Raw genomic sequence first — 16,790 nt, forward strand, 5'->3', positions numbered from 1 at the left:
CAGATCAGAGGCCGCACTCGTCGAGCGAGCTCTGGTAGCCCTTCGCGAACGCGTCCATCCGCTGCTCGGCTGTGCCGTGCGCGCCCTCGGCGAACCACGGCTGACCGGGCTGGTCGCCGACGGCGGCGAGCCCGTCGGCGAGTTCCCGGGTGTCGTTGTCCTGCATGGTGAGGTCGCCGTCGCGGGCCTTGTCGCCGATGAACGCCCCGGCCATGCAGTCGGCCTGCAGTTCCTGCTCGATGGTGAACTGTTTGCGGATGCCGAGCCGGGCCTGGATGCCGTGCGCGTACTCGTGGCCGAGCAGGTAGTACACGAACGCGTCGCCGATCTGCCGGAACGCCGCGAACGCCCAGTTCACGTCGTACGCGATGAAGTCCCCGGCGGGGCAGTACACCGCGTTGTTGCGGGGCAGCGGCTCGCCGGCGCAGTCCAGTTCGCCGTCCCGCTCGTACGGCACGACCTGCCGGATCGGCTCGAAGCCGGTCCCGGACTGCCGGAAGACCGCTGTCCAGTACCGCTCGGCGACGGATCGCGAGGCGCCGATGTCGTTGGCGAACTCCTCCGGAGTGTCGGTGCCGTCGTCCGGATCGACGGGTTCCCCGGCGCCGGAGCGGTCCGTCGCCGGAGCCCGGCCGGGATCCTCGGCCGGGGGAAGGCAGCCGGTCAGGAGCAGGGTCGACATCAGAGCGAGCAGCACTGCCGGTCGAGCACGCATGCGGTCCTCCTGGGCCGGGTGTTCCACGGTAGTTGTGCTTACCAATCCGGGTTGTCGCGAAACCCGCACGCGAACCCGGGAAGCCCGAGTCCTCGGGGGTGTCCCTGAGCCGGCGTGGGTGGTGACCCCCACCGGAATCTCCGCGCCCGCTCCCCCGCGGGACGGACGTTTCCGTGCCGCCGCGCCGAAACACTGATCTGGCCGGCCGGGGCGAGTGCCGCCCCGGCCGGACCACGACATCAAGGGGGAGACGTGAAGGCGACGGATACCGGCGGACCGGTGGCGGCGCGGGCGGACGAGATCTGGAAGGTCTACGGCTCGGGCGAGGCCCAGGTCGTGGCGCTGCGGGGGGTCAGCGCCGATTTCGGGCGGGGCCGCTTCACCGCGATCATGGGGCCGTCCGGCAGTGGCAAGTCGACGCTCATGCACTGCCTGGCCGGCCTGGACACGGTCGACAAGGGCACGGTGCACATCGGCGGCACCGAGATCAGCAAGCTGGGCGACAAGGCCCTGACCCGGCTGCGCCGGGACCGGATCGGCTTCATCTTCCAGCAGTTCAACCTGCTGCCGACGCTGAGTGCCGCGGAGAACATCAAGCTGCCGCTGGACATCGCCGGCCGCAAGCCGGATCCGCAGTGGTGGGATCTCGTGATCGACACGGTGGGCCTGCGGGACCGGCTCGGCCACCGGCCCAGCCAGCTCTCCGGCGGCCAGCAGCAGCGGGTGGCGTGCGCGCGGGCGTTGATGGGCCGTCCGGACGTCATCTTCGCCGACGAGCCCACCGGCAACCTGGACTCGCGGTCCGGCGCCGAGGTGCTCGGGTTCCTGCGCGACAGTGTGCGCGAGCACGGGCAGACCATCGTGATGGTCACCCATGACCCGGTGGCGGCGAGCTACGCCGACCGGGTGGTCTTCCTGGCCGACGGCGCGATCGTCGACGAGCTGGCGAACCCGACCGCCGAGTCGGTGCTGGACACCATGAAGCGGCTGGACACGCTGACCGACCCGGTGATGCTCTGATGCTGCGCGCCACGCTGAAGAGCCTGCTCGCCCGCAAACTGCGGCTGATCCTTTCCGGACTGGCCGTCATCCTCGGGGTGATGTTCGTGTCGGGCGCGCTGGTGCTCACCGACACGCTCAACCGCACCTTCGACTCGATCTTCGCGGACGCCTACGCGGCGACCGACGTCTCGGTCACCGCGAAACCCAAGGTCGAGGTCTCCGAGATGGAGGGCGAGGAGGTCGCGGCGCCGCTGCCGGCTTCGCTCGTGGAGACCATCAAGAACCAGCCGGGGGTACGCTCCGCGACCGGCCGCGTCGACACGGACGGGGCCCGGGTGATCGGGTCCGACGGCAAGGTGCTGACCTCGTTCGGCCCGCCCCGGATCGGCTCGAACTGGACCGGCACCGACGAGCTCATGGAGATGCGCTCCGGCCGCGGACCGGAGTCGGCCGGTGAGATCGCCATGAACGCCACCACGGCCGAGCTCGCCGGATACCAGGTCGGCGACCGGGTGGCGGTGCTCACCCAGCAGCCGAAACGGGAGTTCACGCTGGTCGGGATCTGGGGCTACACCGGCGATCGGGACAGCATCAGCGGTGTCCAGGAGGTCGCCTTCACCACACCGGTGGCCCAGGAGCTGATGCTCGGCGAGAAAGGCGTCTTCACGTCGGTGCTGGTGCGTACCGCCGACGGGGTGACCCCGGACGAACTGCGTGACCGGCTCGCCCCGGTCCTGGGCGCGGACTACGAGGCGAAGACCGGTGAGCAGCTGGCCGAGGAAAGCTCGGCGAGCATCAAGGAGGGTCTCGGCTTCTTCAACCAGATCCTGCTGGGCTTCGCCGGAATCGCGCTGTTCGTCGGCATCTTCCTGATCCTGAACACCTTCTCGATCGTGGTGGCCCAGCGCACCAAGGAGCTGGCGCTGCTGCGGGCGATCGGCGCCAGCCGCCGCCAGGTGATCAACTCGGTGCTGGTGGAGGCGATCGTCGTCGGCCTGATCGCCGCGGTCCTCGGCCTGGCCGCCGGGGTCGGCGCGGGCGCCGGGCTGGCCGCGCTGTTCAGCAGCATGGGCGGTGGCATGGAACTGGCCTCGATCGGGGTGCCGCTGTCCGCGGTGATCAGCGCGTTCGTGGTCGGGCTCCTGGTGACCGTGGTGGCGGCGGTGCTGCCGGCGCTTCGCGCCTCCCGGATCGCGCCGGTCGCGGCGATGCAGGACGTGGCCATCCCGGACCGGCCGCTCACCAAGATCACGGTGGCCGGAACGGTGGTCACCGCGCTCGGTGCGGCCGGGCTCGGCCTCGGCCTGTTCGCCGACGCCGGCGACGCCACCCTGTGGCTGATCCTCGGTGGTGTGCTGGTGACGTTCGTCGGCATCGCGCTGCTCACCCCGCTGATCAGCCGGCCGGTGGTGTCGCTGCTCGGGCGCCTCTTCTCGTGGTCGGTGCCGGGCCGGCTGGGCCGGCTCAACTCGGGCCGCAACCCGCGGCGCACGGCGATCACCGCCGCCGCGCTGATGGTGGGCATCGCGCTGGTCACCGGCGTCACCGTGGTCATGGATTCGGCCAAGAGCAGCCTCAAGAGCGAGGCCGCACGGATCCTCAAGGCCCAGATCATGATCAGCGGGGATCAGGGCGGGCCCCGGCCTCCCACGTACGATCCGGCGGTCCTGGACAAGACCGAGCAGATCCCGGGGGTACGCGCGGCGGCCGGCCTCTACAACGACCTGGTGCAGATCGGCGGGGAGCGGCAGTACGTCGCGGCGACCGAGGACCTGGCCGTGCTGGGTCAGGCGTACGGGACGACGGCCACCACTTTGAAGGACGACCAGATCGCGGTCAGCAAACCGGAGGCCACCGAGCAGGGCTGGCAGATCGGGTCGACGGTGGCGATCCAGACGGCCCGCGGTGACGAGCGCACGTACACGGTCACGCATCTGTTCGCGGAGAACGAGCTGCCCGGCAGCATCCTGATGCCGGCCGCCGCGATCAAGGGCTTCGGGATCACCCAGCCGGTCCTCGGCTTCGTCCGGCTCGACGACGGCGTCCCGGTCTCGGCCGTGCTCCCGCAGGTGAAGGCCCTGCTGGCGGACAGCCCGGAGGTCTCCGCGACCGATCAGCAGACCTTCGTGGACGCCCAGGCCGCGCAGTTCGACCAGATCATCACGATGATCCAGATCCTGCTGGGCCTGGCCATCCTGATCGCCGTGCTGGGTGTGGTGAACACGCTCGCCCTGTCGGTCCTGGAACGCACCCGCGAACTGGGGCTGCTGCGGGCGGTGGGCCTGGGCCGTGCGCAGACCATGCGGATGGTCACCGTCGAAGCGGTGGTGATCTCGGTGTTCGGCGCGCTGCTGGGCGTGGTCGTGGGAGCCGGCATGGGCAGCGCGGTCGCCCGCGCGCTGGAGAACGACGGCATCACCGAGATCGTGCTGCCGTGGGGCCGGATGGGCACCTACCTGGGCCTCGCCGCCCTGGTCGGTGTGATCGCCGCGGTCGCGCCCGCGATCCGCGCCGCCCGCCTGAACGTCCTGGGCGCCATCGCCCACGACTGACGGCCCGGCGCGAGCCGCCGAGCAGAAAAGCCCGGCGCGAGCGGCCGAGCCGGGACGGGCCGGCGCGAATGGGACGAAGCACGTGCGGCCCCGGCGGAAGCCGGGGCCGCACGTGTCTGTATCCACCTGCCGTTTCCCGGCGGCGGCGCTGGGGCCTCGAGCCCCACATGGCCGCCGGGGAGAAGGCAGGGAGCGGTCAGGGCCGTACCGGAAAGGGGTTTGAAAGCCGCGGTTATCCGGCCAAGATCTTGTCGAGCTTCTGGAAGCTGGAGCCCCAGCCCTCGCGCGCGTCGCCGGCCATCGCCTCGGGGAACGGGCTCTGGGTGAGCACCAGGCGGGTGCGGCCGCCCTCCTCGTCGTGGAACTCGATGCGCAGGCGCAGCACGTCGGCGCCGAACTCCGGGATGTGGGCGACGTTCTCCTCGCCGACCAGCAGTTCGTTCTCGATCACCTCGACGAAGGTGGCGTTCTGCGGTGACCGCATGTCCGGGTCGGCGTCGTTGACCATGGTGAAGCGCTGGTGCCCGCCGACCCGCAGGTCGATGTCGACGGAGTCGCGCGGCACCGACCAGCCGACCGGGCCGAACCAGGCGGCCAGCTGATCGGGGTCGGTGAACGCCCGGTACACCAGCTCGCGGGGGGCGTCGAAGATGCGGGTGATGACGAGATCGGTCACTGTGTCCTCCGTGTCGTGCGGTCGGTCTGCATGCGCTTGAGGTGGGCGTCGAGACGCGTGAAGTTGGCGTCCCAGAACCGGCGATACCGCTCCATCCACGCGGTCGCCTCGCGCAGCGGCTCGGCCTCGAGCCGGCTGGAACGCCACTGGGCCGAGCGGCTGCGCGAGATCAGGCCCGCGTTCTCCAGGACCTTCAGGTGCCGCGAGATCGCCGGGAGGCTGATGTCGAACGGCTCGGCGAGCTCGGTCACGGTCGCCTCGCCCTCGGCGAGCCGCGCCAGGATGGCGCGCCGCGTCGGGTCGGCGAGAGCCGCGAAGATCACGCTCAACCGGTCGCTCATTTAACCCCTCCGTTAATTAACGGACCGGTTAAATGTAGGCACGCGTGTGGCGGCTGTCAAACCTTGCTGGGTACGCGCCGGTGCAACTCGGCCAGCAGGACCTCGGGGCCGGGTGACATCAGCCCGACGTCGATGACGTACGCGACCTCGTTGCCCCGCCGCCGGATCCGGGGCGGCCCGCCCTTGCCCGGCAGTACGGTCGCGTAGTCCTCGGCCACCGGCGTGATGATCAGCTCGGTGAACGGGCCGCGCCCGTGCAGCGCCACCGAACCGATCCCGGACCAGGGCAGATGCACCGGACGGCGGCCGGTCGCGGCGAAGTCGATCCCGTGCACCGAGGTGTGCAGCCAGCCGAGCCGCCGCCAGAACAGCAGCAGCACCAGCGCCGACACGATCACCGGGATGATCAGCGTGGCCTCGGCGTAGAGCACGATGTCACCGCCGCCCGGCCGGTAACCGGCGGCCATCTTGAGCAGCAGGCTGATGACGAGCATCGGGAACCAGCAGGCGGCGAGGACCCAGAGCGTGGTCACGTAGAACATGCCGCGGGCCTGGATGAAGCTGACCGTGTCGTCGGTCGGCCCGAGAACCTGGTCCACATGATCGGCCATATGTCGATTATGCGCGCATTGCGCGTACGCCATCCGCTCAACGGCGCGATCCCGGCACGCCGGAGACCTGTCGACGGGTGCCTACCGGAACCCGCACGTAGGCTGTGTGCCATGACTGAGTTCGACGGCCTCCCGCTGCTCCGTTCTCCCGTGGCGATCGCCGCCTTCGAGGGGTGGAACGACGCCGCGGATGCTTCGACCGCGGCCGTGGAACACCTCGAACAGGTGTGGGAGGCCCGTGAGGTCACCAGCATCGATCCCGAGGACTTCTACGACTTCCAGGTCAGCCGGCCCACCATCACCATGGCCGAGGGCGAGACCCGAAAGATCGAGTGGCCGACCACCCGGTTCACCGTGGCCAGCCCGCCCGGCGCGGAACGGGACGTGGTGCTGATCCGCGGCATCGAGCCGAGCATGCGGTGGCGCACCTTCTGCGAATCGGTGCTGGAGATCTGCCACAGCCTCGAGGTGAACCGCATCGTGCTGCTCGGCGCGCTGCTCGCCGACGTGCCGTACACCCGGCCCCTGCCGATCAGCGGCAGCGCGTCGGACCGTGAGATCGGCGAGAAGTACAAGGTGGTCCCGACCCGGTACGACGGCCCCACCGGCATCGTCGGCGTGCTCCACGAGGCGGCCGCCCGCGCCGACCTGGACGCCCTCTCGTTCTGGGTGCACGTGCCGCACTACGCGAACAACCCGCCCTGCCCCAAGGCGACCCTCGCCCTGCTGAGCCGGATCGAGGACGTGCTCGACCTGCCGGTGCCGATGGCCGACCTGGCCGAGCAGGCCGACGACTGGGAGAAGAAGGTCCGTGCCGCCGCCGAGCAGGACTCCGAGCTCGGCGAGTACGTCCGGGAGCTGGAGGAGCGGGTCGGTGACGCGGGCATCCAGCCGCTGACCGGCGACGAGATCGCCAGCGAGTTCGAGAAGTACCTGCGGCGCCGGGGCGGTTCGGCCGGACCCACCGCCGGATCCTGGTAGACGCTCACGTGTCCCCCGCCGGGCAGCCGCCCGGCGGGGGATTTCGCGTTCACACGCGGGCGAGATCTCCTCCGGCGACGCGGTCCAAGAACGCGCTCCACTCCGCACGAGTGAACATCAGCGCCGGCTGGGCCGGGTTCTTACCGTCCCGGACCGCGATGATGTCCTCGTCGATCCTCGCGACCTCGACGCAGGACCCGGACGCGCAGAAGGAACTGCGCTCCCACCTCGTTGTGGTGTCACCCATTTCTAGCCTTCCTCGCCAGTTATCCGTTATGGGGTTTCTCGTCGACGCCGCACGCCGCTCTGGCCACTCTCGCGCGCAAGTCGTACACGCGGGCCAGAATCAGCGCCCTGGTCGCGTCCTCATCGAGCGATCGGGACCAGAAACGCTCGAAGACATTTCGGTGATAACCCACCTCGACCGGATCTTGGACCAATTCGTCCCGAAGGTAGGTCTCCCGGTACAGCACGGCGTCATCGGGGTCGGGGCTGAGGTCGAGCACCGAGAACGCGCCCGAGGAGCCCATCAGAACTCCGGCGTCCATGGGTAGTACCCGGACGTGCATATTGGGCCGGGCGGCCTCGTTCGCCAGGCTCTCGTACTGGTCGGCCGTCACCTGGAGGCCGCCGACCGAGCGCCACAGCACCGACTCGTCGAGAAGCAGCAGGTAGTCCGGCGCACCGTCACGCTGGAAGACGTCGCGCCGGCGGGACAACCGGACGTCCCGCCGGACCCGCCGCTCGTCCTCGGTGAGGCTCTTGTCGAACCACCCGATCGTGGCGTCCGCGACGGCCGAGGTCTGCAGATGCCCGGGCACCAGGGTGGTCTGATACTCACGGATCGTGGTGGCGGCCAGCTCGAACTGGAGGAGCTGGAGCAACCCGGTCGGCAGGTGTTCGCGATACTCCGGGTTGGTCCAGTACCGCTCGCGGCGGGCGACCCGCGCGTCCTCAGCCAGCGACGCGACGCGCTCCTCGTCCAGGACGCCGTACGTCTCCAGCACCGCACGCAGATCGGTCGGCGAGATGGTGACCTCGCCCAGCTCGATGCGCTGCAGCTTGGAGAGGGACCAGCCGAGGGTCTCGGCGATCTCGTGCTGACTCCTGCCGGTCTCCTCACGGGCGGAGCGGAGCGCGAGCCGGACCCGCCGTCGCGCGACGGCGGGCAGCTCGGTGTGCGCAGCCGCCATGCGATATCCTCACAAAAACGTCGAAAGCCGCGAATCACCCATGACTGCAACATCGCAGATGGCTGTCGCCCATGGCCTGCCGCACAATACTCCAGGGAACAAACCGGACACCAAACCGGGTCGCCGTCACCGGTCGTGGAACTCCAGGGATCGCACCAGGCCCCGGCAGAACTCGGCGAACTCCCGCTCGTCCCGGGAGGAGAAGACCTCCACCACCTGACCCCGGTACTCGGCGCGCACCTGCCACCACCGGCGCCGGCGCGGGCGTACGCAGATCGTGCCGTAGACCACCAGGACCCCGACCAGCAGGGCGGTGAGCAGGATCGAGACCGAGCCCACCACCGGGATCGACACCACGGCCGCGGCCAGGGCGGACACGCCGAAGACCTGCCGCCCGGAGGCGTCCGGCTCGGGGTCGTGCCGGACGATGTGGACATCGAAGAGCTCCGCCACCAGGAAGCGGCGCCGGACGGTTTGTGCAACCTCCACGACGCTGTGGGTGATGACGGCTCGCGGACCGCGATAGAAAACCGGCAACTCCATCCCCCTCCTCCCGGATCCAGGACCTCGTCGCCTTAACGCAGGTTCAGTATGCGGGGACGGTGGTCTATCCGCCAGGCTGCTGACAGCCTTGTAGCTGATAGGCGGATTCACTCACGGATTCATCGTGCGCGCGCGTGTCAATGCCGCCCGGATCACAGTTCGTGCCGCATCCTAGGAACCTAGCTATGTCGGGAGGCCACGATGACGATCAATCCGGGCGCCGCCGAGTTCCCGCATCGGCAGATCGCGACCCAGCTCCGCGAGCGCATCCGGCGAGGTGACTGGCAACCCGGCGAACGGCTGCCGTCCATTCCGGCCATGGCGGAGATGTTCGGCGTCGCGAAGCAGACCGTGCAGCGCACCGTGGACCAGCTGCGCGTGGAGGGTCTGCTGATCACCAAGCCGGGATCCGGCACGTACGTCCGGGGCACCCGCCGCCGCCTCAACCGGCTCTCCCGGGGCCGCTACGGTGCACACCGCGGTTACCACGCCGACCTGGCCGCCCGCTACCGCCAGCAGCTCGTGGCGGTGGGCCGGGAACCCGCACCGCCCGAGGTGGCGGACGCCTTCGGGGTACGGGACGGCACCGAACTGCTGGTCCGCCGGCACGTGGTCCGTACCGACGAGGCGACGGTCGAGGTGGGCGCGTCGTGGTTCCGGGTGACCGACACCAGCGGCACCTCCCTGGAGCGGATGGAGGCCTTCGGGCGGCCGCTCTACCAGGAGGCGGAGGAGGTGCTGGGCCGGCGGTACGCGTCGGCGACGGACACCATCAGCGCCCGGCAGCCCAGCCGGGAGGAGGCCGAGACCCTCCAGATCCGGCCGGACACACCGGTGCTGCACCTGCTGCACGTCGCGTTCGACGACACCCGCAAGCCGATCGAGGTGGCCCAGGCGACCTGGCCGGGTCCGATGACCACGCTGACCGAGGAGTACCGCATCCCGGCGCCGGCCGCCGAACCCGGCCCGGAACCGGGGTTCGCGCTCGCCTAGACCTGGGCCAGCAGCGTGCGCAGGGTGGCGGCGAAGCGGTCCGGCTCCTCGAACATGGCGCGATGGCCGGCGCCGGGCAGCACTTCCAGGCGCTTGGCCGGGGCGGCCAGGGCGGCGTACCACTCGTCGAAGAGGACCGACAGGCCGCGCATCTCGTTCCCGCCCTGGATGAAGTAGGCGGGCACGACCAGGCGCGGCACGTCGCGGCGCAGGTCGGTGTCCTGCATGCGCGGGTACAGCACGCTCCAGGTGTCCATGATCGCGGTCAGCGTGTGTGCCTTGTGGAGCAGCGTGTACTCCGGGACGCCGATCTCGAACGCGGGCGGCTTCTGGTCGTACGCCTCGCTCTCGTGGAGCAGGAAGGGCTCGTAGCCCCAGAAATCCGCGTACGGCGGCGGGCCCTGCTCGGAGAGCCGGGTGACCACGTCGTCGCGGCCGGACGACTTGGCCCAGGCCAGGATGTCGGTGTAGAAGAGCTGGTCGCTGGCGCGCAGGTCGACGGCCTGGCCGGTGCCGACGTAGGCGCGGTACTTCTGCGGCGCGCGGTGCGCGGCGAGGGCGCCGGGGATCGAGCCGCCGGAGAACGCGAGCAGGTGGATCCGGTCCTGGTGGAAGCGGGTGCGCAGGTAATCGGTAACGGTCAGGATGTCCGCGACCGTACTGTCCACGGTGACCCGGCCGGCCGGGTCCAGCTCCGGATAGGACGCACCGCCGCCGCGGCGGTCCAGGGTGGCGACCACGAAGTCCTGTTCCAGGGCGGCCAGGTGACGGCGCATCGCACCGGTCTCCGAGCCGCCGGGTGTGCCGGGGACGAAGAGCAGCACCGGGCGGGTGGTGTCGGCGCCACGGATCAGCACGCCGAGGCCGCTCACCGAGGTCAGCTCGGCGACGCCGCCGGGGATCGCGGCGGTCCGGGCCGGAACGGCCACCGCGACGGTGACGGCGAGCAGCGCGGCGGTGGCCAGGGCGATCGGGATCCGGCGGCGCGGGCCGGCTCCGTACGCCGCACCGATCGCCATCGGCAGCAGCGACAGCAGGCCGTGCACACCCCGGCCGGAGAGCAACGCGACGAGACCGAACGCGCTGAGGTGCGGGGCGTCGACCGAAGGGCCGGTGATCGGGAGGCGGGTGAGTTCGAGCGCGGCGGCGTACGCCAGCGGGGTGGTGATGATCGCCCAGCGCGAGCGCGTCACCCGGCCGGCGGCGAGGCCCACGGCCGCGCTGATCACGATGGACCAGAGCGCCTGAGCGTTGGTGAGCGGGCCGCGCGGCGTCCAGAGTGCGGCGGCGGCACCCCAGCCGGCCGCCAGCAGGACGGACGCACCGATGCGGAACCAGGTCGATGTCATGGCAGCGAGGATCGGCCCCGGCGGCGGGACCGCGCACCGGCCGGCGGAACCGGGGCGGACCCTACTTTGGTAGGTGCCGTGCTTCGCGCGTACCTCATAGGCTGCGCTCATGCTCTTCGCCCTGCTGGTGCCCGACCCCGGCAGTGCTCGGGCGGCCGCGCGCGACCGCCTGGCGGACGCCATCGCGATCGCGCTGGCCCTCGCCTACGGATCGCTCATGGTCGCGCTGGGCGACGCCACCCGGCCCGGCGCGTTCCTGCCCTGGCCGGCCGACATCGCGGCCGGGCTGGCCTGCACCGCCGCGTTGCTGCTGCGGCGCCGGCATCCGCTCGGCGTGACCGTCGCGCTGCTGCCGTTCGGCGCGGTGTCCGTGATGGCGACCGGGGCGATCACGCTGGCGCTGTTCACCGCCGCGATCCGGTTCCGTCCGCCGCTGTTGCTGCTGCTCGGAGCCGCGAACGTCGCCACCGCGAGCATCTACTACCTGCTGCACGACCGGCCGGCCTACGAGATCTGGGTGGACTTCGTGATGCGCGGGGTGATCACCGCGGCGGCGCTCGGCTGGGGCCTGTTCATGCAGGCCTACCGCCGGCTCACCGCGTCGCTGCGCGAGCAGGCCGCCCGACTGGAGGCCGAGCAGGAACTGCGCGAGGACCGCGCCCGGCTCACCGAGCGGGCCCGGATCGCCCGCGAGATGCACGACGTCCTCGCCCACCGGATGTCGCTGATCAGCCTGCACGCCGGCGCCCTCGAGGTGCGTTCGGAGGTCTCCGCCGAGGAGCTGAGCATCGCGGCGGGAGCGATCCGCGGCTCGGCGCACGAGGCCCTCGAGGAACTGCGGGCGGTGGTCGGTGTGCCGAGCGGGCGGCCGGAGCCGCCGCAGCCCGGCCTCGCGGACATGGCCGGCCTGGTGGAGAGCGCGCGGGCGGCGGGCATGGCGGTGGACTACGCGAGCGCGGTGCCGCCGGACGGACCGCCCGTGGTGCTCGGGCGCACGGCGTACCGGATCGTCCAGGAGGGCCTGACCAACGCACGCAAGCACGGTGCGGGGCCGGCCGCGTCGGTGCGCCTGGCCGGCAGCGCCGGTCGCGGCCTGCGGATCACCATCATCAACCCCCTTTCCGGTACGCGTGAAGCGCCCGCTGCCGGTGGCGGTGCGGGGCTGGTCGGCATCGGGGAGCGGGTGGCGCTCGCCGGCGGACAGGTCCGGTACGGCTCCTCGCGCGGGGAGTTCCGGCTGGAGGCCGAGTTGCCGTGGCCGGCGTGAGTGATTTCGAGCGGCCGATCCGGCTCGCCATCGTGGACGACGATCCCCTGGTCCGGGCCGGTCTGCGGATCCTGGTCGGCGGCTCGCCGGACATCGAGGTGGTGGCCGAGGCCGGCGACGGCGCGCAGGCGGTCACGGTGGCCGGCGCGCACTGGCCGGACGTGATGCTGATGGACATCCGGATGCCGGAGGTGGACGGGCTGGTCGCCACCCGCCGGATCCGCGGGCGCCCGGGCGCGCCGCAGGTGATCGTGCTGACCACGTTCGACGCCGACGAGTACGTGCTCGAGGCGTTACGCGGCGGGGCCAGCGGTTTCCTGCTCAAGGACACCCCGCCGCGGGAGATCCTGGCCGCCGTGCGCAGCGTGGCGTCCGGAGCGGCGAGCCTCTCCCCCACCGTGATCCGCCGGCTGATCGACCACGTCGCCGACCCCGAGGCGGGCACCCGCCGGGCCCGCGCCCGCGGCCGGCTGGCGGTGCTGACCGACCGGGAACGCGAGGTGGCGCTCCTGGTCGGGCACGGCCGGTCGAACGCCGAGATCGGCGCCGGCCTGCGGATGAGCCTGCCGACGGTGAAAGGGCACGTCTCCCGGCTGCTGACGAAGCTGGACCTGAACAACCGGGTGCAGATCGCCCTGCTGGTGCACGACGCCGAACTGATCTGAAGCGGACCGGGCGCCGCATCGCCCCCCGATGCCGGCGTCCGGTCCACTGCCCCGCTGAGGTCAGGCCGGAGCGGGTGCCGGAGTGGCCGCCGGCGCGGCCGGGGCGGGCAGGCGGCGCAGGTCGCGGGCGATCAGGCCGAAACCGGCGAGCAGCAGCAGCGGCCCGGTCACCCCGATCGGGCCGAGCCCGAGGCCGAGGAAGGCGGCGATACCGGCGACCACGAGCGCCGCGGTCCACCAGCGGGTCACCCGGCTCACCGCGGCGCCCACCGCCACCGCGATCAGTCCGAGCAGGCTGAGCAGCATGCCGGGCATCGCCCAGCCGAAGGTGAACGCCGCGTACCCGCCCAGGGTCTCGCTCACCCGGTCGGCGGTGGCCGCGTCCAGCACCTGCCGGGCCGCCAGGTCCGCGGAGTCGCCCACCATCAGCCCGCTGAAGTTGATCAGCGCGAGAACGGTGATCCCGGCCGCCACCTGGGTGAACCGGTTGGCCCGGGCCGCCACGGCGAGCACCGCGGGCACGAACAGGATCCAGGCGAAGTGCAGGAACAGGGCGCTCACCTGGGTCTGCACCGGCTTGGCCACGCTGTCCGCGAGGTCGCCGGACCAGTCCGGCACGGTCGCCATGCCGATCGCGAACGAGAGCGGTGCGGCGTACAGGGCGAACTGACCGAATCCGCGGCGGAAGGCGCCGAAGGTGTCCGGCTCCGGCTCGGCGGGGGCCGGCCGCGGGCGTACCAGCCGCCAGGCCGCGGCACCGTAGGCACCGATCATGACGATCGGGCCGAGCAGGCAGAGCGGCACCGGCGAGATCGCGAACGCCAGGTAGAGCGCCATGCCCAGCAGCGCGGCGCCGGCGGTCCACCAGTCGATCACCCGTCCGCGGGCGGCCGCGATCGGGGTGAGGATGAGCGACAGGCCCCAGCCGATCAGGCCCGGCCATTGCCAGCCGGCGACCGTCACGCTCATCGCCAGGAACTTCTCGTCGACCGCCTGCACCTGCGCGTCCGGCAGGGTCTGCTCCAGGGCGAGCAGGACGAAGTCGTTCGCCATCAGCGCCGAGAAGGTGGCCAGGCCGACGATCACCGCTATCCAGGCGATCCGGGCGAGCACGGCGCCGCGCTGCCGGATCGGCGCCAGCAGGCCGAGCAGACCGGGTACGAACAGCACCCAAGCCCAGTGCAGCAGGATCGAGTGTGCCTGCACCGCGTCCGGGTGCTGGCGGTAGATCCCGTACTGCTCCGGGATGCCGAGCGCCGGGTCCACCCCGGTCGCCACGGCCAGTGCGATCGGCGCGGCCACCAGGCTCGCGGCCGCTGCTTTACGCCACATGATTGTTTCCTCCCCCTCGGTGTTTCTTCAACCGGCGGGAACGTTACGAACGCGGGGCGGGGGCGTCGCCCGTACCGGGAGTGATCCGGCCTCCCCCGCGCGGCGGACGGCCGATCATCCTGGGGGTGGGTCCGGCCGGCCGGGCCGGGCCGTACCGTCGACGCGTGTTACGGCAACAGCTCAGACGGATCCGCCGCACCGACGTGGCGGTGGCCGCCGGATTCACGGCGTTCGCGGTGGTCGAGGAACAGCTCATCCGGATGCCGGGGAACTGGTGGCCGTACGCGCTGGCCGGCTACACCCTGCTGATCCTCATCCGCCGGCTGATACCGCTGCTGGCGATGATCCCGCACGGGTTCGTGGTGCTGAGCGTGTTCTACGTCGAGACGACCATCGACGGCGAGAAGACCGTGAACTTCCGGCTCTGGCAGGTGGTCGCGATGGTCGTCTGCGCGTACACGGTCGGCCGCTGGGAACCGCCGTTCGGGCCGGACCGCCGGATCACCCACCGGGGCGCGGCCGGCGCGCTGCTGATCCTGGGGACGGTGGCGATGTACAACCACGAGAACCCGGGCGACCCGATGGCGAACATCTTCTTCCCGCTGGCGCCGTACGTGCTCGGGATCGTGGTCTCGGTGCAGGCCCGGCGGCTCGCCGACGCGGCCGGGGTACGGGCCGAGTTCCGCGAGCGGCAGGCCCGGGAGGCGGTCACCGAGGAGCGGGTGCGGATCGCCCGCGAGCTGCACGACATGGTGGCGCACAGCGTGACCGTCATGGTGATCCAGGCCGGGGTGGTGCGCCGCCGGCTCGACGCCGGTCTGCCGGTGGACCCGCAGCTGTTGCAGTACATCGAATCGGCCGGGCGGGACGCGGTTACCGAACTGCGCCGTACGCTCGGGCTGTTGCGCGGCGACGGCGACGGCACCGCCCAGCCGCCGGTCGGTCTGGACCGCCTCGACGACCTGGTGGGGCAGGTCCGGGAAGCGGGTCTCGCGGTGACCGTGCGCCGCGGCGGTGAGCCGGTGCCGCTGCTGCCGGCGGTGGACGTGTCGGCGTACCGGATCGTCCAGGAGGCCCTGACCAACGTGCTGAAACACGCGCACGCGGCGTCGGCCGAGCTCACCGTGGACTACCGGGCCGACGGCCTGCACCTGGGCGTGGTGAACGACGGGCCACCGGCCGCTCCGTCGTCCGGCGGAGGGCAGGGGCTGATCGGGATGCGCGAACGGGTCACCCTGTTCGGCGGGGACCTGCACGCGGGTCCGCGACCGCCGGGCGGGTTCGCCGTGGAGGCGCGGCTGCCGGTTCTGCCCGCCGCCGTCCGGGACGGTGCGGCCCGGTGACGATCAGTGTGGTGATCGCCGACGACCAGCGGATGCTGCGGGCCGGTCTGCGCATGGTGATCGAGACCGAGCCGGACATGAACGTGATCGGCGAGGCGAGCGACGGCACCGAGGCGGTGGCGGTGGCCCGGCGGCTGCGGCCGGACGTGGTGCTGATGGACATCGCCATGCCCCGGCAGGACGGGCTGACGGCCACCCGGACGCTGCTGAGTGCTCCGGATCCGCCCCGGGTCATCGTGCTGACCACGTTCGACTCGGACGAGAACCTGTACCGGGCGCTCCAGGCCGGGGCCAGCGGGTTCCTGCTCAAGGTCTCGTCGCCGGAGCATCTGATCACGGCGATCCGGGTGGTGGCGGCCGGCGAGGCGCTGCTGGACCCGGCGGTGACCACGCGGGTCATCTCGGCGTTCGCCGGGCGGCCCGGTCCGGTGCCGCCGCCGGAACTGGGCGAGCTGACGCCGCGCGAGGTGGACGTATTACGGCTGATGGCGCGCGGCATGTCGAACGGGGAGATCGCCGCGGCGCTCACCGTCGGCGAGGCGACCGTCAAGACGCACGTGGCGCGGGTGCTGATGAAACTCGGGCTGCGAGATCGGGTGCAGGCGGTGGTCTACGCGTACGAGTCGGGGCTGGTCCGCGCCGGCGGCGGCTGACGAAAGAATCCTTATTCCGGCCGGGCTCAGATATGTCCGGCGATTCCGTCGGCCGCTGTGCCGCCGCTTAGTGAGAAAGGCCGGGCCCGGGACGCCTGATCGCGTCCCGGGCCCGGGCTACCTGCTGGTCCGGTGGAGGCCCGGAGATCCCGGGCCGGTACACCGAAGGTGACTTACAGAATGCTGCCGACCAGCCCGCCGACCTGCGGACCCTGCTTGGTCGAGTTGAAGTTGAGCAGCCCGACCTGGCCGGTGCTGTTGTGGTAGCCACCGTCGCCGTAGCCGCCGCTCAGGCCGTGGGCGTAGCCGTGGCCGCCGTGGCCGTAGCTGCTCACGTAGCTGTTGCCGTAGTAGCACTCGTCGTCGTCGGCGTCGAGCACGTAGATCGGCTGCGGCGCGCTGTGGACGACGGCGAGGCCGCCACCGTTGTTGCAGGACTTGCCACAACCGGCCTCGGCCGCGGAGGCGGGGCCGGCCAGGGCCAGGCTCGCGCCGGTGGCCAGGAAGAGACCGCCGAGGAACAGAGCCGTACGACGCATGATGTTTCCTTTCGGACGTTGGTTTGACCAAAGAA

Annotated in this window: 18 protein-coding genes; 8 read left to right on the forward strand and 10 right to left on the reverse strand. The window is 71.4% G+C overall.

Annotated elements, in window-relative coordinates; genetic code table 11:
• Nucleotides 1–4: 4 nt before the first annotated feature.
• Entirely contained in the window at nucleotides 5–715 is a 711-nt protein-coding gene (locus I4J89_RS38920) for a neutral zinc metallopeptidase (RefSeq protein WP_196419208.1), read from the reverse strand.
• A 252-nt stretch (nucleotides 716–967) separates the two neighbouring features.
• Here I4J89_RS38920 and I4J89_RS38925 point away from each other — a divergent pair, with 252 nt between their 5' ends.
• Together I4J89_RS38925 and I4J89_RS38930 are read left to right on the forward strand one after the other, a co-directional pair.
• Nucleotides 968–1,735, forward strand: a complete 768-nt coding sequence (locus tag I4J89_RS38925) for an ABC transporter ATP-binding protein (RefSeq protein WP_196419209.1) — start codon at nucleotides 968–970, stop codon at nucleotides 1,733–1,735.
• Nucleotides 1,735–4,269 (forward strand): ABC transporter permease, encoded by a 2,535-nt coding sequence (locus I4J89_RS38930; RefSeq protein WP_196419210.1) that lies wholly within the window; start codon nucleotides 1,735–1,737, stop codon nucleotides 4,267–4,269. Before I4J89_RS38925 ends, I4J89_RS38930 begins: the two co-directional genes overlap by 1 nt.
• A 232-nt stretch (nucleotides 4,270–4,501) precedes the next feature.
• Here I4J89_RS38930 and I4J89_RS38935 read toward each other — a convergent pair whose 3' ends face one another.
• Genes I4J89_RS38935 through I4J89_RS38945 form a run of 3 tightly spaced genes read right to left on the reverse strand, consistent with a single transcriptional unit; the run spans nucleotide 4,502 to nucleotide 5,897 of the window.
• Nucleotides 4,502–4,945, reverse strand: coding sequence for an SRPBCC family protein (locus I4J89_RS38935; RefSeq protein ID WP_196419211.1), 444 nt, complete (start codon nucleotides 4,943–4,945; stop codon nucleotides 4,502–4,504).
• Complete coding sequence (locus I4J89_RS38940; RefSeq protein WP_196419212.1) at nucleotides 4,942–5,286, reverse strand: ArsR/SmtB family transcription factor; 345 nt, start codon at nucleotides 5,284–5,286, stop codon at nucleotides 4,942–4,944. The genes I4J89_RS38935 and I4J89_RS38940 overlap by 4 nt, the downstream gene beginning before the upstream one ends.
• Nucleotides 5,287–5,342: 56 nt before the next feature.
• Nucleotides 5,343–5,897 carry a hypothetical protein gene (locus I4J89_RS38945; RefSeq protein WP_196419213.1) on the reverse strand — a complete coding sequence of 185 codons (555 nt, stop codon included), beginning with the start codon at nucleotides 5,895–5,897 and terminating at the stop codon, nucleotides 5,343–5,345.
• Nucleotides 5,898–6,008: 111 nt separating this feature from the next.
• Here I4J89_RS38945 and I4J89_RS38950 point away from each other — a divergent pair, with 111 nt between their 5' ends.
• Nucleotides 6,009–6,878 carry a PAC2 family protein gene (locus tag I4J89_RS38950; RefSeq protein ID WP_196419214.1) on the forward strand — a complete coding sequence of 290 codons (870 nt, stop codon included), beginning with the start codon at nucleotides 6,009–6,011 and terminating at the stop codon, nucleotides 6,876–6,878.
• Between the two features lie 49 nt (nucleotides 6,879–6,927).
• Here the strand turns inward: I4J89_RS38950 and I4J89_RS38955 are convergent, their stop codons facing one another.
• The 3 genes from I4J89_RS38955 to I4J89_RS38965 all read right to left on the reverse strand — a co-directional run bounded on the left by I4J89_RS38955 (nucleotide 6,928) and on the right by I4J89_RS38965 (nucleotide 8,614).
• Nucleotides 6,928–7,125, reverse strand: a complete 198-nt coding sequence (locus I4J89_RS38955; RefSeq protein WP_196419215.1) for a DUF397 domain-containing protein — start codon at nucleotides 7,123–7,125, stop codon at nucleotides 6,928–6,930.
• A 19-nt stretch (nucleotides 7,126–7,144) separates the two neighbouring features.
• The gene (locus tag I4J89_RS38960) at nucleotides 7,145–8,071 is read right to left on the reverse strand and encodes a helix-turn-helix domain-containing protein (protein ID WP_196419216.1); all 927 of its coding nucleotides are present in this window, start codon (nucleotides 8,069–8,071) and stop codon (nucleotides 7,145–7,147) included.
• Between the two features lie 126 nt (nucleotides 8,072–8,197).
• Entirely contained in the window at nucleotides 8,198–8,614 is a 417-nt protein-coding gene (locus I4J89_RS38965) for a DUF6232 family protein (RefSeq protein ID WP_196419217.1), read from the reverse strand.
• Between the two features lie 201 nt (nucleotides 8,615–8,815).
• On the opposite strand from I4J89_RS38965, the gene I4J89_RS38970 reads away from it, so the two are divergent.
• On the forward strand, nucleotides 8,816–9,607 hold the full coding sequence (locus I4J89_RS38970; protein ID WP_196419218.1) for a GntR family transcriptional regulator: 792 nt from the start codon (nucleotides 8,816–8,818) through the stop codon (nucleotides 9,605–9,607).
• Here the strand turns inward: I4J89_RS38970 and I4J89_RS38975 are convergent.
• The gene (locus I4J89_RS38975; protein WP_196419219.1) at nucleotides 9,604–10,956 is read right to left on the reverse strand and encodes an alpha/beta fold hydrolase; all 1,353 of its coding nucleotides are present in this window, start codon (nucleotides 10,954–10,956) and stop codon (nucleotides 9,604–9,606) included. The genes I4J89_RS38970 and I4J89_RS38975 overlap by 4 nt on opposite strands.
• A 109-nt stretch (nucleotides 10,957–11,065) precedes the next feature.
• Here I4J89_RS38975 and I4J89_RS38980 point away from each other — a divergent pair, with 109 nt between their 5' ends.
• Nucleotides 11,066–12,223: a sensor histidine kinase gene (locus I4J89_RS38980; protein ID WP_196419220.1), complete on the forward strand. Its 1,158-nt coding sequence runs from the start codon at nucleotides 11,066–11,068 to the stop codon at nucleotides 12,221–12,223.
• A complete protein-coding gene (locus I4J89_RS38985) occupies nucleotides 12,211–12,888 on the forward strand; it encodes a response regulator transcription factor (RefSeq protein ID WP_196419221.1) in 678 nt (225 codons plus the stop codon). The genes I4J89_RS38980 and I4J89_RS38985 overlap by 13 nt, the downstream gene beginning before the upstream one ends.
• A gap of 60 nt (nucleotides 12,889–12,948) precedes the next feature.
• Here I4J89_RS38985 and I4J89_RS38990 read toward each other — a convergent pair whose 3' ends face one another.
• Nucleotides 12,949–14,220: a hypothetical protein gene (locus tag I4J89_RS38990; RefSeq protein WP_196419222.1), complete on the reverse strand. Its 1,272-nt coding sequence runs from the start codon at nucleotides 14,218–14,220 to the stop codon at nucleotides 12,949–12,951.
• Between the two features lie 164 nt (nucleotides 14,221–14,384).
• Here I4J89_RS38990 and I4J89_RS51780 point away from each other — a divergent pair, with 164 nt between their 5' ends.
• A complete protein-coding gene (locus I4J89_RS51780; protein WP_196419223.1) occupies nucleotides 14,385–15,563 on the forward strand; it encodes a sensor histidine kinase in 1,179 nt (392 codons plus the stop codon).
• A complete protein-coding gene (locus I4J89_RS39000) occupies nucleotides 15,560–16,216 on the forward strand; it encodes a response regulator (protein ID WP_196419224.1) in 657 nt (218 codons plus the stop codon). The genes I4J89_RS51780 and I4J89_RS39000 overlap by 4 nt, the downstream gene beginning before the upstream one ends.
• A gap of 173 nt (nucleotides 16,217–16,389) precedes the next feature.
• Here I4J89_RS39000 and I4J89_RS39005 read toward each other — a convergent pair whose 3' ends face one another.
• A complete protein-coding gene (locus I4J89_RS39005) occupies nucleotides 16,390–16,755 on the reverse strand; it encodes a hypothetical protein (RefSeq protein ID WP_196419225.1) in 366 nt (121 codons plus the stop codon).
• Between the last annotated feature and the right edge of the window lie 35 nt (nucleotides 16,756–16,790).

This window comes from Actinoplanes aureus (genome assembly GCF_015704865.1).
In the GTDB taxonomy this organism is placed as follows: domain Bacteria; phylum Actinomycetota; class Actinomycetes; order Mycobacteriales; family Micromonosporaceae; genus Actinoplanes; species Actinoplanes aureus.